We start from the raw sequence: 16,943 nt of genomic DNA, 5'->3' as shown, positions 1-16,943 counted from the left end.
CAAAAAAGTCCGGGTTTGTAGTTTAACGCTACGGGCTCCGGACTTTTTTAGCAACGTATAAAGTCATTGATGATATGAAATGTTTCGTCGACACGTCGCTTAGGCGAAGCAAATCTTTATCAATGTGATATACTTTTATACAAAAATCAACAAATGTGATATACTAAATAGTGTGAACTATTTTGAGAGGAGATATGACTATGTCAATGCTTAATAAGAAAACAATAGAAGATATAGATGTGTGTGGTAAGAAAGTTTTAGTTAGATGTGATTTCAACGTACCTTTAAAAGATGGGGTTATAACTGATGAAAATAGATTAAACGGGGCAATGCCTACTATAAAATACTTAGTAGATAACGGAGCAAAAGTAATATTATGTTCTCACTTAGGAAAGCCTAAAGGAGAAGCTAAACCAGAGTTGTCTTTAGCACCAGTAGCTAAAAGATTATCTGAAATGTTAGGTAAAGAAGTTATATTTGCAGCTGACGAAAACGTTGTAGGAGAAAATGCAAAAGCTGCTGTAGATAAAATGGAAAATGGTGATGTAGTATTACTTGAAAATACTAGATATAGAAAAGAAGAAACTAAAAATGAAGAAAACTTTTCTAAAGAATTAGCTTCTTTAGCTGAAATATTCGTAAATGATGCATTCGGAACTGCACATAGAGCTCACTGTTCAACAGTTGGTGCTGGAGAATTTTTAGCTGAGAGAGCTTGTGGATACTTAATTCAAAAAGAATTAAAATTCTTAGGAGAAGCAGTAGCTAATCCTGTAAGACCTTTTACTGCTATATTAGGTGGAGCTAAAGTTTCTGATAAGATAGCTGTTATAAATGAATTATTAGAAAAAGTAGACAACCTAATAATAGGTGGAGGAATGGCTTATACATTCTTAAAAGCTCAAGGATATGAAATAGGAACTTCTTTAGTAGAAGAAGATAAAGTTGAATATGCTAAAGAAATGATGGAAAAAGCAAAAGCTAAAGGTGTTAAATTATTATTACCAATAGACAATGCTGTAGCTGATAAATTTGCTGATGTTAAACCAGTTATAACTGAAGATGCAAATATACCAGCTGGATATATGGGACTAGATATAGGACCTAAAACAATAGAAGAATATGTAAATACAGTAAAAGCTTCTAAAACAATAGTATGGAATGGACCTATGGGAGTATTCGAATTTGAAAACTTCGCAAAAGGAACATTAGCTGTTGCTAAAGCTATGGCAGCATTGACTGATGCTACAACAGTTATAGGTGGAGGAGATTCTGCTGCGGCTGTTAACCAATTAGGATTTGGAGATAAAATGACTCACGTTTCAACTGGTGGAGGAGCTTCTCTTGAATTCTTAGAAGGTAAAGAATTACCAGGTATAGTAGCTTTAGATAACAAATAAGAAAAATTAGTAGTTACCAATAATTTAAAATATATGACTATGGTAGTGATAAAACTACCACCACTACCATAGTTAAAAAAAGTACTATATAGAGTTTATAGTAATGGAGGAATTAAAATGAGAAAACCTATAATAGCAGGAAACTGGAAAATGCACAAAACTATAGCTGAAGCTGTAGAATTTGTTAATGAAATAAAAGGAAAAGTAAATAATACAGATGTGGAAGCAGTTATATGCGCACCTTTTACTTTATTAAAAGATTTAAAGGAAGCTACAAAAGGAACTGATATAAAAATAGGTGCTCAAAATATGCACTATGAAGATAATGGAGCATTCACAGGAGAAGTATCTGCTCCTATGTTAAATGAATTAAACATAGATTATGTAGTACTTGGACATTCTGAAAGAAGACAATACTTTAATGAAACTAATGAAACAGTAAACAAAAAAGTATTAAAAGCTTTAAAATCAGGAATAGACCCAATATTATGTATAGGTGAAACATTAGAAGAAAGAGAAGCTGATAAAACTAAAGATGTATGTAAAGTACAAGTTGAAAAAGCTTTAGAAAACGTATCTAAAGATGATATGAAAAAAGTTGTTATAGCTTATGAACCAATATGGGCTATAGGAACTGGTAAAACTGCAACTGCTGAGCAAGCTAACGATGTAATAGCATATGTTAGAGATGTAGTTAAAGGATTATATGGAGAAGAAATATCTGAAGAAGTAAGAATACAATACGGTGGAAGTGTTAAACCTGCTAATGTATCTGAAATAATGAATCAAACTGATATAGATGGAGCTTTAGTTGGTGGAGCTAGTTTAAAACCTGCTGACTTTGTAGAGCTTGTTAATTTCTAAGGAGTGAAAAACATGAAAAAACCAGTGGCATTAATAATAATGGACGGTTTTGGATGTAGTGATATAAAGGTAGGAAATGCAGTAGCAAGTGCAAAGACTCCTAACTTAGATAAATTACATGAAAACTATCCTCATACTTTAATAAAAGCTAGTGGACTTGATGTAGGTCTTCCAGATGGACAAATGGGTAACTCAGAAGTGGGACACACTAACATTGGTGCAGGAAGAATAGTATATCAAGATTTAACTAGAGTTAGTAAAGCAATAGAAGATGGTGAGTTCTTTAAAAATGAAGTCTTACTAAAAGCTATGGAAAATGGAAAAGAACATGCACTTCATTTAATGGGATTATTATCTGATGGTGGAGTTCACTCACACATAGACCATTTAAAAGCTGTAATAAAAATGGCTAAAGAAAATGGTGTTGAAAATGTATATGTTCACGCATTTACAGATGGTAGAGACACTGAACCAAAAAGTGCTTTAACTTATATCGAAGATGTAGAAAAATACATGAAAGAAGTAGGCGTGGGTAAATTTGCATCAGTATCAGGAAGATACTATGCTATGGATAGAGATAAAAGATGGGAAAGAATTCAATTAGCTTATGAAGCTATGGTAGATGGCAAAGGTGAAACTGCGACTTCTGCAAAAGAAGCGATAGAAAAAGCTTATGCCGATGATAAAACAGATGAATTCGTATTACCAACTGTAATAGTTGAAAATGATAAGCCAGTTGGTCTTATAAAAGAAAATGACTCTATAGTATTTGGAAACTTTAGACCAGATAGAGCAAGACAAATAACTAGAGCATTAGTATGTGATGATTTTACTGGATTTGAAAGACCTTGCATGAAAACTTACTTTGTTTGTTTAACTACATATGACATAACTATAAAAAATGTTAATGTAGCATTTAAACCGCAAAGTTTAAAAAATACATTAGGAGAGTATTTAGCTGAAAAGGGCAAAACTCAATTAAGAGCTGCTGAAACAGAAAAATACGCTCATGTTACTTTCTTCTTCAATGGTGGAGTAGAAGAACCAAATAAAGATGAAGATAGATTATTAGTACCATCTCCAAAGGTTGCAACATATGACCTTCAACCAGAAATGAGTGCTGATGAATTAACAGAAAAAATATTAAAAGCTATAGATGAAGATAAATACGACTTTATAGTACTTAACTATGCTAACCCTGATATGGTAGGACATACTGGAGTTATAGAAGCAGCAGTTAAGGCTGTAGAAGAAGTAGATAAATGTGTTGGTCAAGTTACAGCGAAAATATTAGAAAAAGGTGGAGTTTCTTTAATAACTGCAGACCACGGTAATGCAGAACTTATGCAAGACCCTGAAACTAAAACTACTGTAACTGCTCACTCAACTAACCCTGTGCCATTTATAGTAGTAGGTGATGATTATAAATCAGTTAAACTAAGAGAAGGTGGAAGATTATCTGATATATCACCTACAGTACTTGATTTAATGAACTTAGAAAAACCAGAAGAAATGACTGGAACTTCATTAATAGAAAAATAATTATATACGGCAAATTTAGCCTAAATTAACTATAATTTACCAAAATATATAATATAATATAAATAAATTCAAAAATTTGATAGTAAACTTGAAAGGAGACATAATTATGTCATTAATCGATTTAGTATACGCTAGAGAAGTATTAGATTCAAGAGGAAACCCAACTGTAGAGGTTGAAGTAGTATTAGAAAGTGGAGCAACTGGTAGAGCTATAGTTCCATCAGGAGCATCAACAGGAGCTTTCGAAGCAGTTGAGTTAAGAGATGGAGATAAAGATAGATTCTTAGGAAAAGGTGTTGAAAAAGCAGTTGATAATGTAAATGAAATAATAGCACCTGAATTAGAAGGTATGGATGCAACTGACCAACCAGGAATAGATGGATTATTAATAGAATTAGATGGAACTAAAAACAAAGGTAAATTAGGAGCTAATGCTATATTAGGTGTTTCTATGGCTGTAGCTAGAGCTGCTGCTGAAGAAGTTGGACTACCTTTATTCCAATACTTAGGTGGAGTAAATGCTAAACAATTACCAGTTCCAATGATGAACATATTAAACGGTGGAGAGCATGCTGATAATAACGTAGACGTTCAAGAATTTATGATATTACCAGTAGGAGCTAAATCTTTCAGAGAAGCTTTAAGAATGGGTGCAGAAGTATTCCACTCTTTAAAGAAAGTTTTAGGAGAAAAAGGATTAGCTTGTGGTGTTGGTGATGAGGGAGGATTCGCTCCAAACTTAGATTCAAACAGAGCTGCATTAGAATTAATAGTTGAAGCTATATCAAAAGCTGGATATGAGCCAGGAAAAGACGTTATGTTAGGACTTGACGTTGCTGCTTCTGAAATGTATAACAAAGAAACTAAAAAATACGTTTTAGCTGGAGAAGGTAAAGAATTAACTTCAGAGCAAATGGTTGAATTATATGAAGATTGGGCTAACAACTTCCCAATAATAACAATAGAAGATGGATTAGACGAAGAAGACTGGGATGGATGGAAAGTATTAACTGAAAGATTAGGAAACAAATTACAATTAGTTGGAGACGACTTATTTGTTACTAATACTGAAAGATTAGAAAGAGGAATAGAAGCTGGTGTTGCTAACTCTATATTAGTAAAAGTTAACCAAATAGGTACTTTAACTGAAACTTTAGATGCTATAGAAATGGCAAAAAGAGCTGGATACACTGCTGTTATATCTCATAGATCAGGAGAAACTGAAGATACTACAATAGCTGACTTAGCAGTAGCAGTAAATGCTGGTCAAATAAAAACTGGTGCTCCATCAAGAACTGATAGAGTTGCTAAATACAACCAATTATTAAGAATAGAAGAAATGATAGGTGAACCTGCTAGATACTGTGGTTTAAAATCTTTCTATAACTTAAAAAAATAATAATATAAATTATTTTATATAAAAGGAGCCTTAGATTTTTATAAGGCTCTTTATTTTTATATAAGTAGAATAAAATACTACTTTATGTAAATAATTCTTTATAAGAATAAAATTTAATATATAACTTTATAAACTAAAAAATTTTAATGATATTAGGTATATAATATAAAGAAGATAGGCTTAATAACTTGAATGTAGCATTTTATTGTGCTACACTAAAATTATGTTATAATTAGAGATTATAAACGTAGGAGGATAACCATGGCTAATGTTTTAATGGGATTACAAATAGTTTTATCTATCGTTTTAGTAATAAGTATAATGCCACAAGATAGCAAAAATGCTGTACCTACTGAATTCGGTGGAGAAGGAACACAAAGCTATTTTAAGCCAAAAGGAAAAGAAGCTTTTTTATCAAGAGTTACAAAAATAACATCAGTATTATTTTTCTTAAATGCAATAGCTTTACTTTTAGTTAAATAATAAAATTAAATTTGTTTAATAAAGATGACAATTACGAAAATCGTAATTGTTTTTTATTTAAAAAAACAAAAAATTACAAAATAAACCAATTAGTGATATAATTTAGGAATAGTTAATATATATGTAATTTATATAAATAAATTGGGAAAAATATTTATTAAACGCATAGAATAAATTAAATAACAAATATAAAAATGAGGAGGAAAAACAATGGGTGAAGAGCTAAAACAAAAATTGTTGGGACTTATATCAGAAGCAGCATACAATCCTCTAAAAAAAGAAGAGTTAGCAATGATATTTGATATACATCACACAGAAATACCGATGTTTTATAACTTTTTAGACGAGTTAGTAGAAGATGGGTATTTAATACTTACTAAAAAAGGTAAATATACATCTCCAAACAAGATGGGGCTTTTTGTAGGTAAATTAGTATCTCATAAAAAAGGATTTGGATTTGTAGAATCTGATGAAGAATACACTCAAGATTTATTTATACCTTCAGATAGCTTAAACGGTGCAATGCATAATGACAGAGTAATAGCGGAAATAACAACACCAGCAACGGACGAAAAAAGAGCAGAAGGTAGAATAATTAAGGTAATAGAAAGAGCTATAACAGATGTTGTAGGAACTTTCCAAGATAGTAAAAACTTTGGGTTTGTTGTGCCTGATAATAAGAAATTTAATAAGGATATATTTGTTCCTAAGAAGTTTTTCAATGGTGCAAAAGCAAATGACAAAGTTGTTTGTAGAATAACAAAGTGGCCAATGGAAGATAGAAAGCCAGAAGGTAAGATAATAGAAGTATTAGGACAAAAAGGTGAAAGATACGTTGAAATTGCTTCTGTAATAAGAGAGCATGGATTACCTGAAGAGTTTCCTAAGAAAGTATTAGATGAAGCTGAGAAGGTAGCTATTGAAATACCACAAGAAGAAATAGATAGAAGATTAGATATAAGAGATATGAATATATTTACTATAGATGGTGAAGATGCTAAAGACTTAGATGACGCTGTATCTATAGAAGTTTTAGATAATGGAAACTACAAGCTAGGAGTTCATATAGCTGACGTTACTCATTATGTAAAAGAAAAAAGCAAATTAGATAAAGAAGCTTTAAAAAGAGCTACTTCAGTGTACTTAGTTGATAAGGTTATACCTATGTTACCTAAGACTTTATCTAATGGAGTATGTAGTTTAAACCCTTTTGAAGATAAGCTTACATTATCTGTGTTTATGGAAATAAACAGTAAAGGTGAAGTTGTTAAACATGATATAAAAGAAACTATTATAAATTCTAAAGCTAGAATGACTTATACAGAGGTTTCTGATATTCTTGAAAAAGATGATGAAAAGCTTAAAAAGACATTTGCTAAGCTTGTAGATGATTTTTATAATGCTGAAAAATTAGCAAGAATATTAATGCAAAGAAGAGAAAAGCGTGGAGCTATAGATTTTGATTTCCCAGAAGCTAAGATAATTTTAAATGGTGATGGGGATGTTGTAGATATAAAACAATATGAAAGAAGAATATCAAATAGAATAATAGAAGAGTTTATGTTAGTTACAAATGAAACTGTTGCAGAGCATTTCTTCTGGTTAAACATGCCTTTTGTTTACAGAATCCATGAAACTCCAGCACATGAAAAGATAGAAACTTTAAATAAGTTTATATCTACTTTTGGATATGTTATAAAAGGTGATTTAGAAAGTGTTCATCCTAAGGAATTACAAAAGATTATAGAAAATATACATGGAACTACTGAGGAGAAGGCTATAAGTACTATTATGCTTCGTTCTTTAAAACAAGCTAGATATTCACCAGAGTGTATAGGTCACTTTGGATTAGCAGCACAATATTACTCTCACTTTACTTCTCCAATAAGAAGATATCCAGACTTACAAATCCATAGAATTATAAAAGAGTTCTTAAATGGAAAGATAAGTCAAAAAAGACAAGAGCAGTTAGCTCAAATAGTTGATTATGCTTCAACTCAATCTTCTGAAAGAGAAAGAGAAGCAGAACTTGCTGAAAGAGATGTTAAAGATATTTACAAAGCTAGATATATGGAAGATAAAGTTGGAGAAGAGTTTATCGGTATAGTTTCTAGTGTAACTTCTTTTGGTATGTTTATAGAACTTGATAATACTGTTGAAGGTTTAGTTAGACTTGCTGATATGAGTGATGATTATTATATATTTGATGAAAATACTTTTACTATTTTAGGTGAGAGAACTAAGAAAATGTATAAAATCGGTGATGTTGTTAAGATAAGAGTTGATAAGGTTAATGTTGACTTTAAAGAAATTGACTTTGCATTATTAGGTAAAGTTGAAAATGATATAGATGAGTAGTTAGTTACTTGCTAGTGACAGGTTTTGAATAGTTGTTTCCTTCACACAAAGACCTAAAAAAAGCGGTCTTTAAGTGTTTCGTCAACAACTATTCAAAACCTTGTTTTTGCAACTTAACTTTGAGGGGAAAGAGAAAGGGCAAAAGATTTATAAAAAAGATTTTAAAATATAAGAAATTTAAATTATTAAAAAATTATTTTTTAATAATATTTAAGTTATATGTTGTTAAAGCATTTATTTGGGTATTAATATAATAATATATTAATTATGTGTAATAGATTTGTAGTTATTACATATAATAGTATTAAATATAGTTATATATATGATTTTACTAGGATTTTGTAACTATTGACTAGTATGGTTATATATGGTATATTTTAAGGTAATTAAATGAAGGATAAAGATAAGAGGTGAATTGTATGGCAGGTGTTAAGGTTTTAGCTACTAATAGAAAAGCTAGACATGAGTATTTTATAGAAGAGACTTATGAGTGTGGTATCGAGTTAAAGGGTACTGAGGTTAAGTCTATTAGACAAGGAAAGCTTAACTTGACTGATGGTTATGCTTCTGTTGATAATTCAGAAGTATTTTTAAAACAAGTTCATATAAGTCCATACGAGCAAGGTAACATTTTTAATGTTGATCCTCTTAGAGTTAGAAAATTATTACTTCATAAACATGAAATTAGAAAGCTTATAGGGGCTACTACTATAAAAGGATATTCTTTAATTCCTTTAAGTGTTTATCTTAAAAATGGTAAAGTAAAAGTAGAGCTTGCTTTAGCTAAAGGTAAGAAATTATATGACAAACGTCAAGACTTAGCCAAAAAAGATGCTAATAGACGTATAGAAAGAGAATTATCTGGTAGATACTAGTATTAATTCCAATGAGATAATATTGCTTTTGTTTTTAAAAAGTTTTATTATATAGATAACAACTTAATAATAATAAATGGTGAAAAAAAGTTTGCGAAAAAGTCTTAAGGACTATAAAACTACCACGGGGGCGTAATGGTTTCGACGTGGGTTTGGAACTTGAGGCTGCGTGTCGTGTTACTCTGGGTCACGTAAAAACTGGGGAATTTAAAATAAACGCAAACGATAATTACGCTTTAGCAGCATAATGACTGCTCGTCCCGCCTAAGCCCTCCTGCCGGCTAGGCCTGGACGTCATCTATGCAGGGAACTACTTTCGGGGTGTCTCGACCGAGAGTGGACTAATCGGGACTGGTCAATCACATAGCTTGCCACTGGGCGATGTGTGCGACGAGATTTAAATCAGATGGCTACACACGTAGATGCAGCGAGGAAAAGACTTGCGGACAGGGGTTCGACTCCCCTCGTCTCCACCATTAAAATCCACGAAAACACATTGATATTTTATCAATGTGTTTTTTTATGTGTGGAAAAAGTAAATTAAAATAAGACTATATGAGGTGCGAAGAAATCTATATTAATGGACTACAAATGGAGGTATATATTTAATGCATATCAAAGTACATAAATTTATATAGTTTTTAATATTATGAAAACTACATGTCCATTACTAAAATAGAAAGATAAATATATAGATAGTAAGTCATGATTTTTTATTAGATGAAAGCTATACAAAGTAATAAAAAATTGATTTATCAAATAACATTATTAAGTGGGGTATATCAGGGGATGATATTTAATATGAAATGAGTCTATTAGAAAACTACGATCATTTCATATTAAATAATAGTTTAAATGTTTTATTTGAATCTGAATGATCATAATAGATGTTATTTTCAGATATAGGAACTCTAATTTTTGCTTTACGACAGCCATTAATATCATAAAGTATTATAAATTTGCCGCTTAAGTTATGAACTAAAAATATAGTTTTAACATTTTCGTAGATAGTGTTTGAATTAATTGATACTAATTCACCGCTATTTAAATTAAACTCATTAAGTTGACATGATGGTAGTGTAGATAATGTAATATAATTCAATAAAATCACTCCTTAACAAAAAGTATGCTCTATAAGTGTAAAAATATTCCTTAATATGGTAAAATAAATTTATAAAAGGGGGAGGGTTAATATGCCTAAAGTATTTTTATCTCATAGTAGTAGAGATAAGGAAAGTTATGTAAGAATAGTAGCAGATAAGTTAACTAAAGAGATGGGGTTTCATAATGTAGTATATGATGAATATACATTTGAAGAAGGAATGAAATCCATTGAAGAAATAGACAGAGGATTGGAAAAGTCAGACCTATTCGTAATATTCATATCAAACTCATCTCTAGAATCAGATTGGGTGAAGTATGAACTAGATAAATCAGAAAAATTACTAACTAGAGAGAAGTTAGATAGAATATATCCTATAATAATAGATAAAAACATAACATTTGATGATGAAAGAATTCCAAAATGGTTAAGGGAGTACAATTTAAAATATATTAGTAGACCAAGTAAAAGCGTAAATATGATAATTCAAAGAATGAGAGAAATAAGTTGGACGATTCATCCTAGAATAAAAGATAGAGAGAATATATTTGTTGGTAGAAATGAATATATAAGGAATTTTGAAGAACGAATAGACTCATTTGAGAAGGAAGTTCCAAGCTGTTTTATTTTTTCTGGATTTAAAAGTATAGGAAGGTCAGCCTTAATAAGGCATTGCTTCAAGAAAACAAATATTATAAAAGAGTCATATCAAATGCCTATAATTTATTTGAATTTTGATGAAAGCCTTGAAGACTTTATTATGAAACTATATGACTTAGGATTCTCCGAAGAAATAGATTTAAAGTATCTTATATGCAAAACAGTAGAAGATAAGGTGAATATTGCAATACGTATAATAGAAGATATACAAAAGCTTAATGAAAAAATATTAATTAGAGATAACGGCTGTATAATAAATCACAAGGGAGAATTAAGTAAGTGGTTTTTTGATATTCTAGAAAATATCAAAAAAACTCCTAAAATTACTTTCTGCATAGCATCTAAATTTAAATTATTTATTGAAGACTTGTGGAAAAAGGAGCATATATACTCTGTACATATTTCAGAACTTGATAAAAAAGAAAGAAATGGATTATTAAAAAGATATTCACAATTTGAAAATATTGAACTAGAGATTGAAGATATTAAATTCATAGGTGATTTATTATATGGGTATCCTGAGCAAATATTTTTTGCAGTAGATATAATAAAATCTAAAGGAATAAAGTATTTGAAACAGAACACTCACTTATTAGTAGATTATAATAGTCAAAAAGTAAGTACAATATTAATAAATTTTGAAAATGATAAAGAAAGCATGGAATTTCTATATTTATTAGCGGAGTTTGATTATATTGGATATGATTTTGTTTTTGATATTGTTGGAGATGAAGAAAAATATAGTGATAAGTTAAATGAATTTATTAATTTTGGAATTTGTGAGAATATCGGTGCAACTAATGAGTACATTAGAGTAAATGATGCTGTAAGAAATTATTTACAAAGAAATGGAATAAAGATGTCTCCTATTCATGAAAAGGCAATGAAAGAAAAATTAAGTTCTTTCTTAAAGAATACTGATATAGAAGAGTATAATATGCCGGAATTCCTATTTTCCCTTAAAAAGGCATTACTAGATGGTGAAAAAATTGATGATGATTTAATAATACCATCATTATATTTAAAAACAATGACAGAATTATATGAGAAGAAGAGAAATTATAAGGAAGTTATTAGATTTGCAGATAAAGCTTTAGAAAATATTAACTTTATGGATGCGAAAATAATATTTGAGATAAGATATCTTCTATGCTTATCTCTTGCCAAGATTCAAAGTGCTAGATTATTAGAAGAAGTTCAATATATAAATGGGGAAGACCATAATTTTTTAAAAGCTTTTTATTTTAGACAGATAGGTAAAAATGATAGGGCTTTAGAAGAATTAAATAAGAGTTTAGCTATCAGAAGTAGCTTCAATAAAGCTAAAAGAGAATTAGTACAAGTATTTATGAACTTGCAGGAATATTCGAAAGCTATGGAATATGCAAAGGAGCATTATGAGAATGATAAAACAAATCCATATCATATCCAAGCATACTTTAGTTGCTTAATTAAAAGTGACATGAATATAGACGATAAAAGGGCTATATTAACAGAGTTAATTTCTAATCTGGATAGAATTAAAAGTGAGAAAGCTAATGAAATGTTATTAAGATGTAAGGCTCAATTTGAAGCATTCTGCAATAATAATGAAGAAGATGCCTTGATATTAGTAAACAAATCAATACAAGATTATCCAAGGTTAAACTATGCTAGAATAGTTAAATTTGATATATGTGAAAAGTTTAAAAGAATAGATGACATGAAAGACATCATAAATTACCTTGAAGAAAATGGAAGTGGATCATCTAGCAATACTATAGTAATTTTTAAATCAATACTTATGTCTATAGAGGGCAGATCAGAAGAAGCATCAAGATATTTTAATACTAGGATAAAAAATTATACAGAACAGGCAAAAGATAGATTTACACAAAGGTTATTAAAATATTCTTAGAGATTGATTTTAATTTTAGAGAAATCGTGGATATGATTGCTATGAATCGTCTCCACCATTGAAATTCACAAAAACCATATTGATGAAATAGTCAATATGGTTTTTAATTTTATGTTAATATAAATTAAAAAAGGAAGTGTTCAAATGTTTAATAAATCAAAAATGATTATAGGATTAGGCTCCAAGCAAAGACTGTAAAACATTATAGCAAAGTGTTGTTTGGAGCCTTAATCAAATATAGGGCTTATATGTTTTGTGCAGTCTTTGCAACAACTATTTATAGAATTAAAAAATAGTATAGGAGCAAAGAAGATGAAATATAAAAAAACACAAGATATATTACCTAAGCATATAATTGAACTACTTCAAGAATATGTAGATGGAGAATATTTATATATCCCAACTAAGAGTGATAATAAAAAGTCTTGGGGAGAAAGAAGTGGATTAAAAAAAGAGCTAACTGAAAGGAATAAAGAAATTTTTAATAAATATCAAAAAGGAATAGAGATTAAAGAATTAATAAATCAATACTACTTAACTGAAAATAGTATAAGAAGAATAATAAGACAACAAAAAATTAAAGAATAAGTATTTTATTTATAATCAAGAATAATACAGAGTAGTTTATGAACATATTACTTTAAATATTTAGTGATATAATTATAATCTATAGAGAAAAGATTATTAATTATGGAGGGAGTAAGATGAATAAATTAAATGTATTAGAAGTTAATTTTGAATTTAATGGAATGACAAATACAATATATCCAGTTATATTAAGTGATGATAAAGAAATGATTTTAATTGATTGTGGATATTCTAATTTTTTAACATTAATAGAAAAATGTGCAACTAAAAATAATATAGATTTAAGTAATTTGACAAAGTTAATCATAACTCATCATGATTTTGATCATATGGGATCAGCAGCTGATTTAAAGTCAAAGTATCCAAATATCCAGATATTAGCTTCATTAAAAGATGAAAAATATATTAGTGGAAAAGAAAAGTCTTTAAGACTTCAACAAGCAGAGTCAATATATGATAATTTGCCAGAAGAACAAAAAGAGGAAGCACTTAATTTTAATAAATTACTAGAATCAATAGATAATGTTGATATAGATATAACCTTAAACGATGGTGATACATTTGACTGGGGTGGTGGTATAGAGATAATTGAAACGCCAGGTCATATGCCAGGACACATATCGATTTATGTAAAGGAAAGTAAAACATTGATAGCCGGAGATGCTTTAGTGATAGAGGATGAAAAACTAGCCATTGCAAATCCACAGTATACATTAAATATGAAAGAGGCTAAAAAATCTATAAATAAATTACTAAATTATGATATTGATAAAGTCATATGTTATCATGGAGGAATATATCAATCGGATATAAAGAATTCACTTGAGAACATTTAATTATTAGTGATAAAGAACTAATAAAATTAGTTTAAATAAATATAAAATGTGTTATAAGAATATTATAAAAAAGAAATAAAAATAACATTAATATATAAATGGAAAAAAATTTAACAGAATAGAACAAAGAGTATTGAAATTTTACTTTCAATACTCTTTATTTTATTGGCGAAGATTGAAGGAAAAATTGTGTATGTTTGTAATGATAAGTCAATTTTGTAAAGTTAAACGTCAATCCAGACGATAAATATATCTGTTCAAGAACAGTCATAGCAGGATCACCAGAATTTAATTCAAGTATATTAGCTACATCATCACTTAACTTATCTATATGAACATATCTATCGGAAAAACCTATGTTTAACCCTAAAGCAGCCTCTAAATATTCAAATATAGACTTTTCGGCAATTTCTTTAGTTAAATATGGAACAACGCTCTTTTTGTAGTAAGACTCTTCATAACACATAATCTCACGATCAATATATCTTATTCTTTTAACAGAATAAACTTCATCTTCCGTAGAACATTCAAGCGACTGGGCTATTTCTTCACTTGGATTTATTACTTCAAAGTTTAATACTTTTGAAGTAACTTTAAAATCTTTTAGGGTATTAGTGAATCCAGCAGTTACATTTAAGTCTATATAACCAGTACGGTTTCTTCTTCTTACAAATATTCCACTACCTTGAACTTGATAAACTATTCCTTTAAGAACTAAGGATTCTAAAGCCTTAACTATAGTACTTTTACTTACATTATAGTCTAAAGCAAGAGTTTCTACGGTAGGTAGTTTTGTTCCTTGAGAAAAATCATTATCGTAAATATATTTTTCTATATTATTAGCTATTTGTTGATATTTCAGCATTTTTACACCCTTTACTAGTCAAATTATTTCATCACTAAGTATAGCATAAATGATAAACAAAACCAAGGTGATGGGAGTATAAGAAAATGTTTTCAAAAGATATTGACAGAATTGTACCGGTATAATTATAATATGAATATATAATATGATTGTATACGAGGTATTTTTATAAAAAGAATGATTTAGGAGGAAATATTATGTCAAATAGTATTCGTGACTATGAAAAGTTAGCGGTAGATATATTAGCAGCTGTTGGAGGAAAAGAAAATATTATTAAAGCATCAAGATGTGCAACTAGACTTAGACTAGTTTTAAAAGAAACTCCTAAAGATGCAAATAAAAAAGTTTCAGAGCTTACTGGTGTTATAACAGTGGTAGAAACTGGAGGCCAGTTCCAAGTCGTTATAGGAATGCATGTAGGAAAAGTATTTGATAAATTATCAAGTTTAACTAATTTAGAGGCTTCAAATGATGATGAGGAACAAAAAACAAGTATATTAAATAGAGTAATTGCAACTATGTCTGCTGTATTTGCACCATTTATATATGTATTAGCTGCAGCAGGTATTTTACAAGGGTGTTTAATATTAATAAATATGCTAAACCCATCTTTTGCAAGTACAGGAACATATGAAGTATTAAGCTTTATGTCTTGGACACCATTTACATTTTTACCAATATTCATAGCTATTACAGCATCAAAGCATTTTAAATGTAATCCATATATTGCAGTAGCATGTTGTGCAGCACTTGTAAGTCCAAGTTGGGCAGAGATAGCATCAAGGATAGCTGGTGGAGAAACAGTAACATTTTTAGGAATTGGTTTAGCTGAAACAACATATACGTCATCAGTTTTACCTCCATTATTTTTAGTATGGTTATTATCTTATGTAGAAAAGTTTATAGAAAAGAAATTACCGGATGCTGTTAAGCCATTATTTACACCATTTTTATGTATGGTAATTATGGTTCCTCTCACTATAATCATGATAGGGCCTTTATCAGATAGAGTAGCTACAGCTATAGCAAATGGATACAACTACTTGTATAATGCAGCACCAACAGTTGCAGCTGCAGTTATAGGTGGATTATGGCAAATAGTAGTAATATTTGGAGTGCATTGGGGAGTTACACCAATGAATATAGCAAATTTCGAGATGAATGGTATGGATACATTCCAAGCATTCCAAACAATGGCAGTTATAGCACAGGTAGGAGCTGTTGTAGGGGTATTTATAAAATCTAGAAGTATGGCAACAAAGAACATAGCATTATCTGCAGGTATTACAGGTATATTCGGTATTACAGAGCCGGCAATATATGGGGTAAACTTAAAGCTTAAGAAACCATTTATAGCTGGATGTATAGCAGGGGCAGTAGGTGCAGTAGTAGCGTCGTTATTTAATACTGCATACTATGTATATGCTGGACTTCCAGGGATGTTAACAATAGTTAATGCTATTAGTGCTGATAATCCAAGTTCAATAATAGGTATGTTATTAGGATCAGCTATAGCATTCTTCGGAGCAATAATAATTGTCCAAATAATAGGTATCGGTGAAAAAGAAAAAAAAGAAGCGAAAGTTGAAGTTTCATCACAAAGTTTAAAAAAAGTAGAAAAAGAAATAAAAAATCCAATAACAGGTAAAGTAATAGCGCTTGAAAATATAAAAGATCCAGTATTTTCATCAGGAGCTATGGGTAAAGGTATAGCTATAGAGCCAAAGGATAATAAAGTGTACGCTCCATTTAATGGAAGTGTAGAATTTGTAGCTGATACTAAACATGCAATAGGTTTACGTTCTGAAGAAGGTGTAGAATTATTAATCCATGTAGGCATGGATACCGTAAAAATGAACGGAGCAGGATTCAATATGAAAACAGAAGCTAATTCAACAGTAAAAGAAGGAGATTTACTTTTAGAATTTGATATAAAGAAAATAGAAAAAGCAGGATATTCATTAGTTACACCAGTAGTAATAACTAATAGTGATATCTATGAAGGATGTGCATTATACATAGATGAAGAAGTAGAGTTTGGAAAATCAATAATTAATATTAAAGAGAAGTAAAC

13 protein-coding genes and 1 other RNA gene are annotated in these 16,943 nt (G+C 29.7%); 12 read left to right on the top strand and 2 right to left on the bottom strand.

Going from position 1 to position 16,943, the window contains the following annotated elements; genetic code table 11:
* Window positions 1-200 precede the first annotated feature (200 nt).
* The 8 genes from H8891_RS10060 to ssrA all read left to right on the top strand — a co-directional run bounded on the left by H8891_RS10060 (window position 201) and on the right by ssrA (window position 9,397).
* The gene (locus H8891_RS10060) at window positions 201-1,400 is read left to right on the top strand and encodes a phosphoglycerate kinase (protein ID WP_187006357.1); all 1,200 of its coding nucleotides are present in this window, start codon (window positions 201-203) and stop codon (window positions 1,398-1,400) included.
* A gap of 117 nt (window positions 1,401-1,517) precedes the next feature.
* Window positions 1,518-2,264, top strand: a complete 747-nt coding sequence (tpiA, locus tag H8891_RS10055) for a triose-phosphate isomerase (protein ID WP_147546734.1) — start codon at window positions 1,518-1,520, stop codon at window positions 2,262-2,264.
* 12 nt (window positions 2,265-2,276) lie between these two features.
* Entirely contained in the window at window positions 2,277-3,806 is a 1,530-nt protein-coding gene (gene gpmI / locus H8891_RS10050) for a 2,3-bisphosphoglycerate-independent phosphoglycerate mutase (RefSeq protein ID WP_187006356.1), read from the top strand.
* Between the two features lie 106 nt (window positions 3,807-3,912).
* Window positions 3,913-5,205 (top strand): phosphopyruvate hydratase, encoded by a 1,293-nt coding sequence (gene eno, locus H8891_RS10045; RefSeq protein WP_147546729.1) that lies wholly within the window; start codon window positions 3,913-3,915, stop codon window positions 5,203-5,205.
* 261 nt (window positions 5,206-5,466) lie between these two features.
* Window positions 5,467-5,688 (top strand): preprotein translocase subunit SecG, encoded by a 222-nt coding sequence (secG, locus tag H8891_RS10040; protein ID WP_147546726.1) that lies wholly within the window; start codon window positions 5,467-5,469, stop codon window positions 5,686-5,688.
* A 210-nt stretch (window positions 5,689-5,898) separates the two neighbouring features.
* Window positions 5,899-8,046, top strand: a complete 2,148-nt coding sequence (gene rnr / locus H8891_RS10035) for a ribonuclease R (RefSeq protein ID WP_187006355.1) — start codon at window positions 5,899-5,901, stop codon at window positions 8,044-8,046.
* 419 nt (window positions 8,047-8,465) lie between these two features.
* Window positions 8,466-8,921 carry an SsrA-binding protein SmpB gene (smpB, locus tag H8891_RS10030; protein ID WP_147546722.1) on the top strand — a complete coding sequence of 152 codons (456 nt, stop codon included), beginning with the start codon at window positions 8,466-8,468 and terminating at the stop codon, window positions 8,919-8,921.
* Window positions 8,922-9,047: 126 nt separating this feature from the next.
* Window positions 9,048-9,397, top strand: a transfer-messenger RNA (tmRNA) gene (gene ssrA, locus H8891_RS10025).
* Between the two features lie 353 nt (window positions 9,398-9,750).
* Here ssrA and H8891_RS10020 read toward each other — a convergent pair.
* Window positions 9,751-10,023 carry a hypothetical protein gene (locus H8891_RS10020; protein WP_187006354.1) on the bottom strand — a complete coding sequence of 91 codons (273 nt, stop codon included), beginning with the start codon at window positions 10,021-10,023 and terminating at the stop codon, window positions 9,751-9,753.
* A 91-nt stretch (window positions 10,024-10,114) separates the two neighbouring features.
* Here H8891_RS10020 and H8891_RS10015 point away from each other — a divergent pair, with 91 nt between their 5' ends.
* From H8891_RS10015 to H8891_RS10005, 3 genes are all read left to right on the top strand, one after another.
* Entirely contained in the window at window positions 10,115-12,580 is a 2,466-nt protein-coding gene (locus H8891_RS10015; RefSeq protein ID WP_187006353.1) for a toll/interleukin-1 receptor domain-containing protein, read from the top strand.
* Between the two features lie 255 nt (window positions 12,581-12,835).
* A complete protein-coding gene (locus H8891_RS10010; protein WP_330604973.1) occupies window positions 12,836-13,168 on the top strand; it encodes a CD3324 family protein in 333 nt (110 codons plus the stop codon).
* A 116-nt stretch (window positions 13,169-13,284) separates the two neighbouring features.
* Window positions 13,285-14,004 (top strand): MBL fold metallo-hydrolase, encoded by a 720-nt coding sequence (locus tag H8891_RS10005; RefSeq protein WP_187006351.1) that lies wholly within the window; start codon window positions 13,285-13,287, stop codon window positions 14,002-14,004.
* A 157-nt stretch (window positions 14,005-14,161) separates the two neighbouring features.
* Here H8891_RS10005 and H8891_RS10000 read toward each other — a convergent pair whose 3' ends face one another.
* Window positions 14,162-14,869, bottom strand: coding sequence for a GntR family transcriptional regulator (locus tag H8891_RS10000; protein WP_187006350.1), 708 nt, complete (start codon window positions 14,867-14,869; stop codon window positions 14,162-14,164).
* A gap of 197 nt (window positions 14,870-15,066) precedes the next feature.
* On the opposite strand from H8891_RS10000, the gene H8891_RS09995 reads away from it, so the two are divergent.
* Window positions 15,067-16,941 (top strand): beta-glucoside-specific PTS transporter subunit IIABC, encoded by a 1,875-nt coding sequence (locus H8891_RS09995; protein WP_187006349.1) that lies wholly within the window; start codon window positions 15,067-15,069, stop codon window positions 16,939-16,941.
* Window positions 16,942-16,943 lie beyond the last annotated feature (2 nt).

It is taken from the genome of Paeniclostridium hominis (assembly GCF_014306135.1).
Taxonomy (GTDB): Bacteria; Bacillota; Clostridia; order Peptostreptococcales; family Peptostreptococcaceae; genus Paraclostridium; species Paraclostridium hominis.
The sequence above is the reverse complement of the archived record's forward strand: the minus strand, read 5'-3'. Positions and strand labels throughout refer to the sequence as shown.

Bases quoted from the DNA above. Each gene is read 5' to 3' on its own strand.
- H8891_RS09995 (WP_187006349.1), top strand. From the start codon at position 15,067: ATGTCAAATAGTATTCGTGACTATGAAAAGTTAGCGGTAGATATATTA.
- H8891_RS10005 (WP_187006351.1), top strand. From the start codon at position 13,285: ATGAATAAATTAAATGTATTAGAAGTTAATTTTGAATTTAATGGAATG.
- rnr (WP_187006355.1), top strand. From the start codon at position 5,899: ATGGGTGAAGAGCTAAAACAAAAATTGTTGGGACTTATATCAGAAGCA.
- H8891_RS10060 (WP_187006357.1), top strand. From the start codon at position 201: ATGTCAATGCTTAATAAGAAAACAATAGAAGATATAGATGTGTGTGGT.
- eno (WP_147546729.1), top strand. From the start codon at position 3,913: ATGTCATTAATCGATTTAGTATACGCTAGAGAAGTATTAGATTCAAGA.
- secG (WP_147546726.1), top strand. From the start codon at position 5,467: ATGGCTAATGTTTTAATGGGATTACAAATAGTTTTATCTATCGTTTTA.
- gpmI (WP_187006356.1), top strand. From the start codon at position 2,277: ATGAAAAAACCAGTGGCATTAATAATAATGGACGGTTTTGGATGTAGT.
- smpB (WP_147546722.1), top strand. From the start codon at position 8,466: ATGGCAGGTGTTAAGGTTTTAGCTACTAATAGAAAAGCTAGACATGAG.
- H8891_RS10000 (WP_187006350.1), bottom strand. From the start codon at position 14,869: ATGCTGAAATATCAACAAATAGCTAATAATATAGAAAAATATATTTAC.
- H8891_RS10015 (WP_187006353.1), top strand. From the start codon at position 10,115: ATGCCTAAAGTATTTTTATCTCATAGTAGTAGAGATAAGGAAAGTTAT.
- tpiA (WP_147546734.1), top strand. From the start codon at position 1,518: ATGAGAAAACCTATAATAGCAGGAAACTGGAAAATGCACAAAACTATA.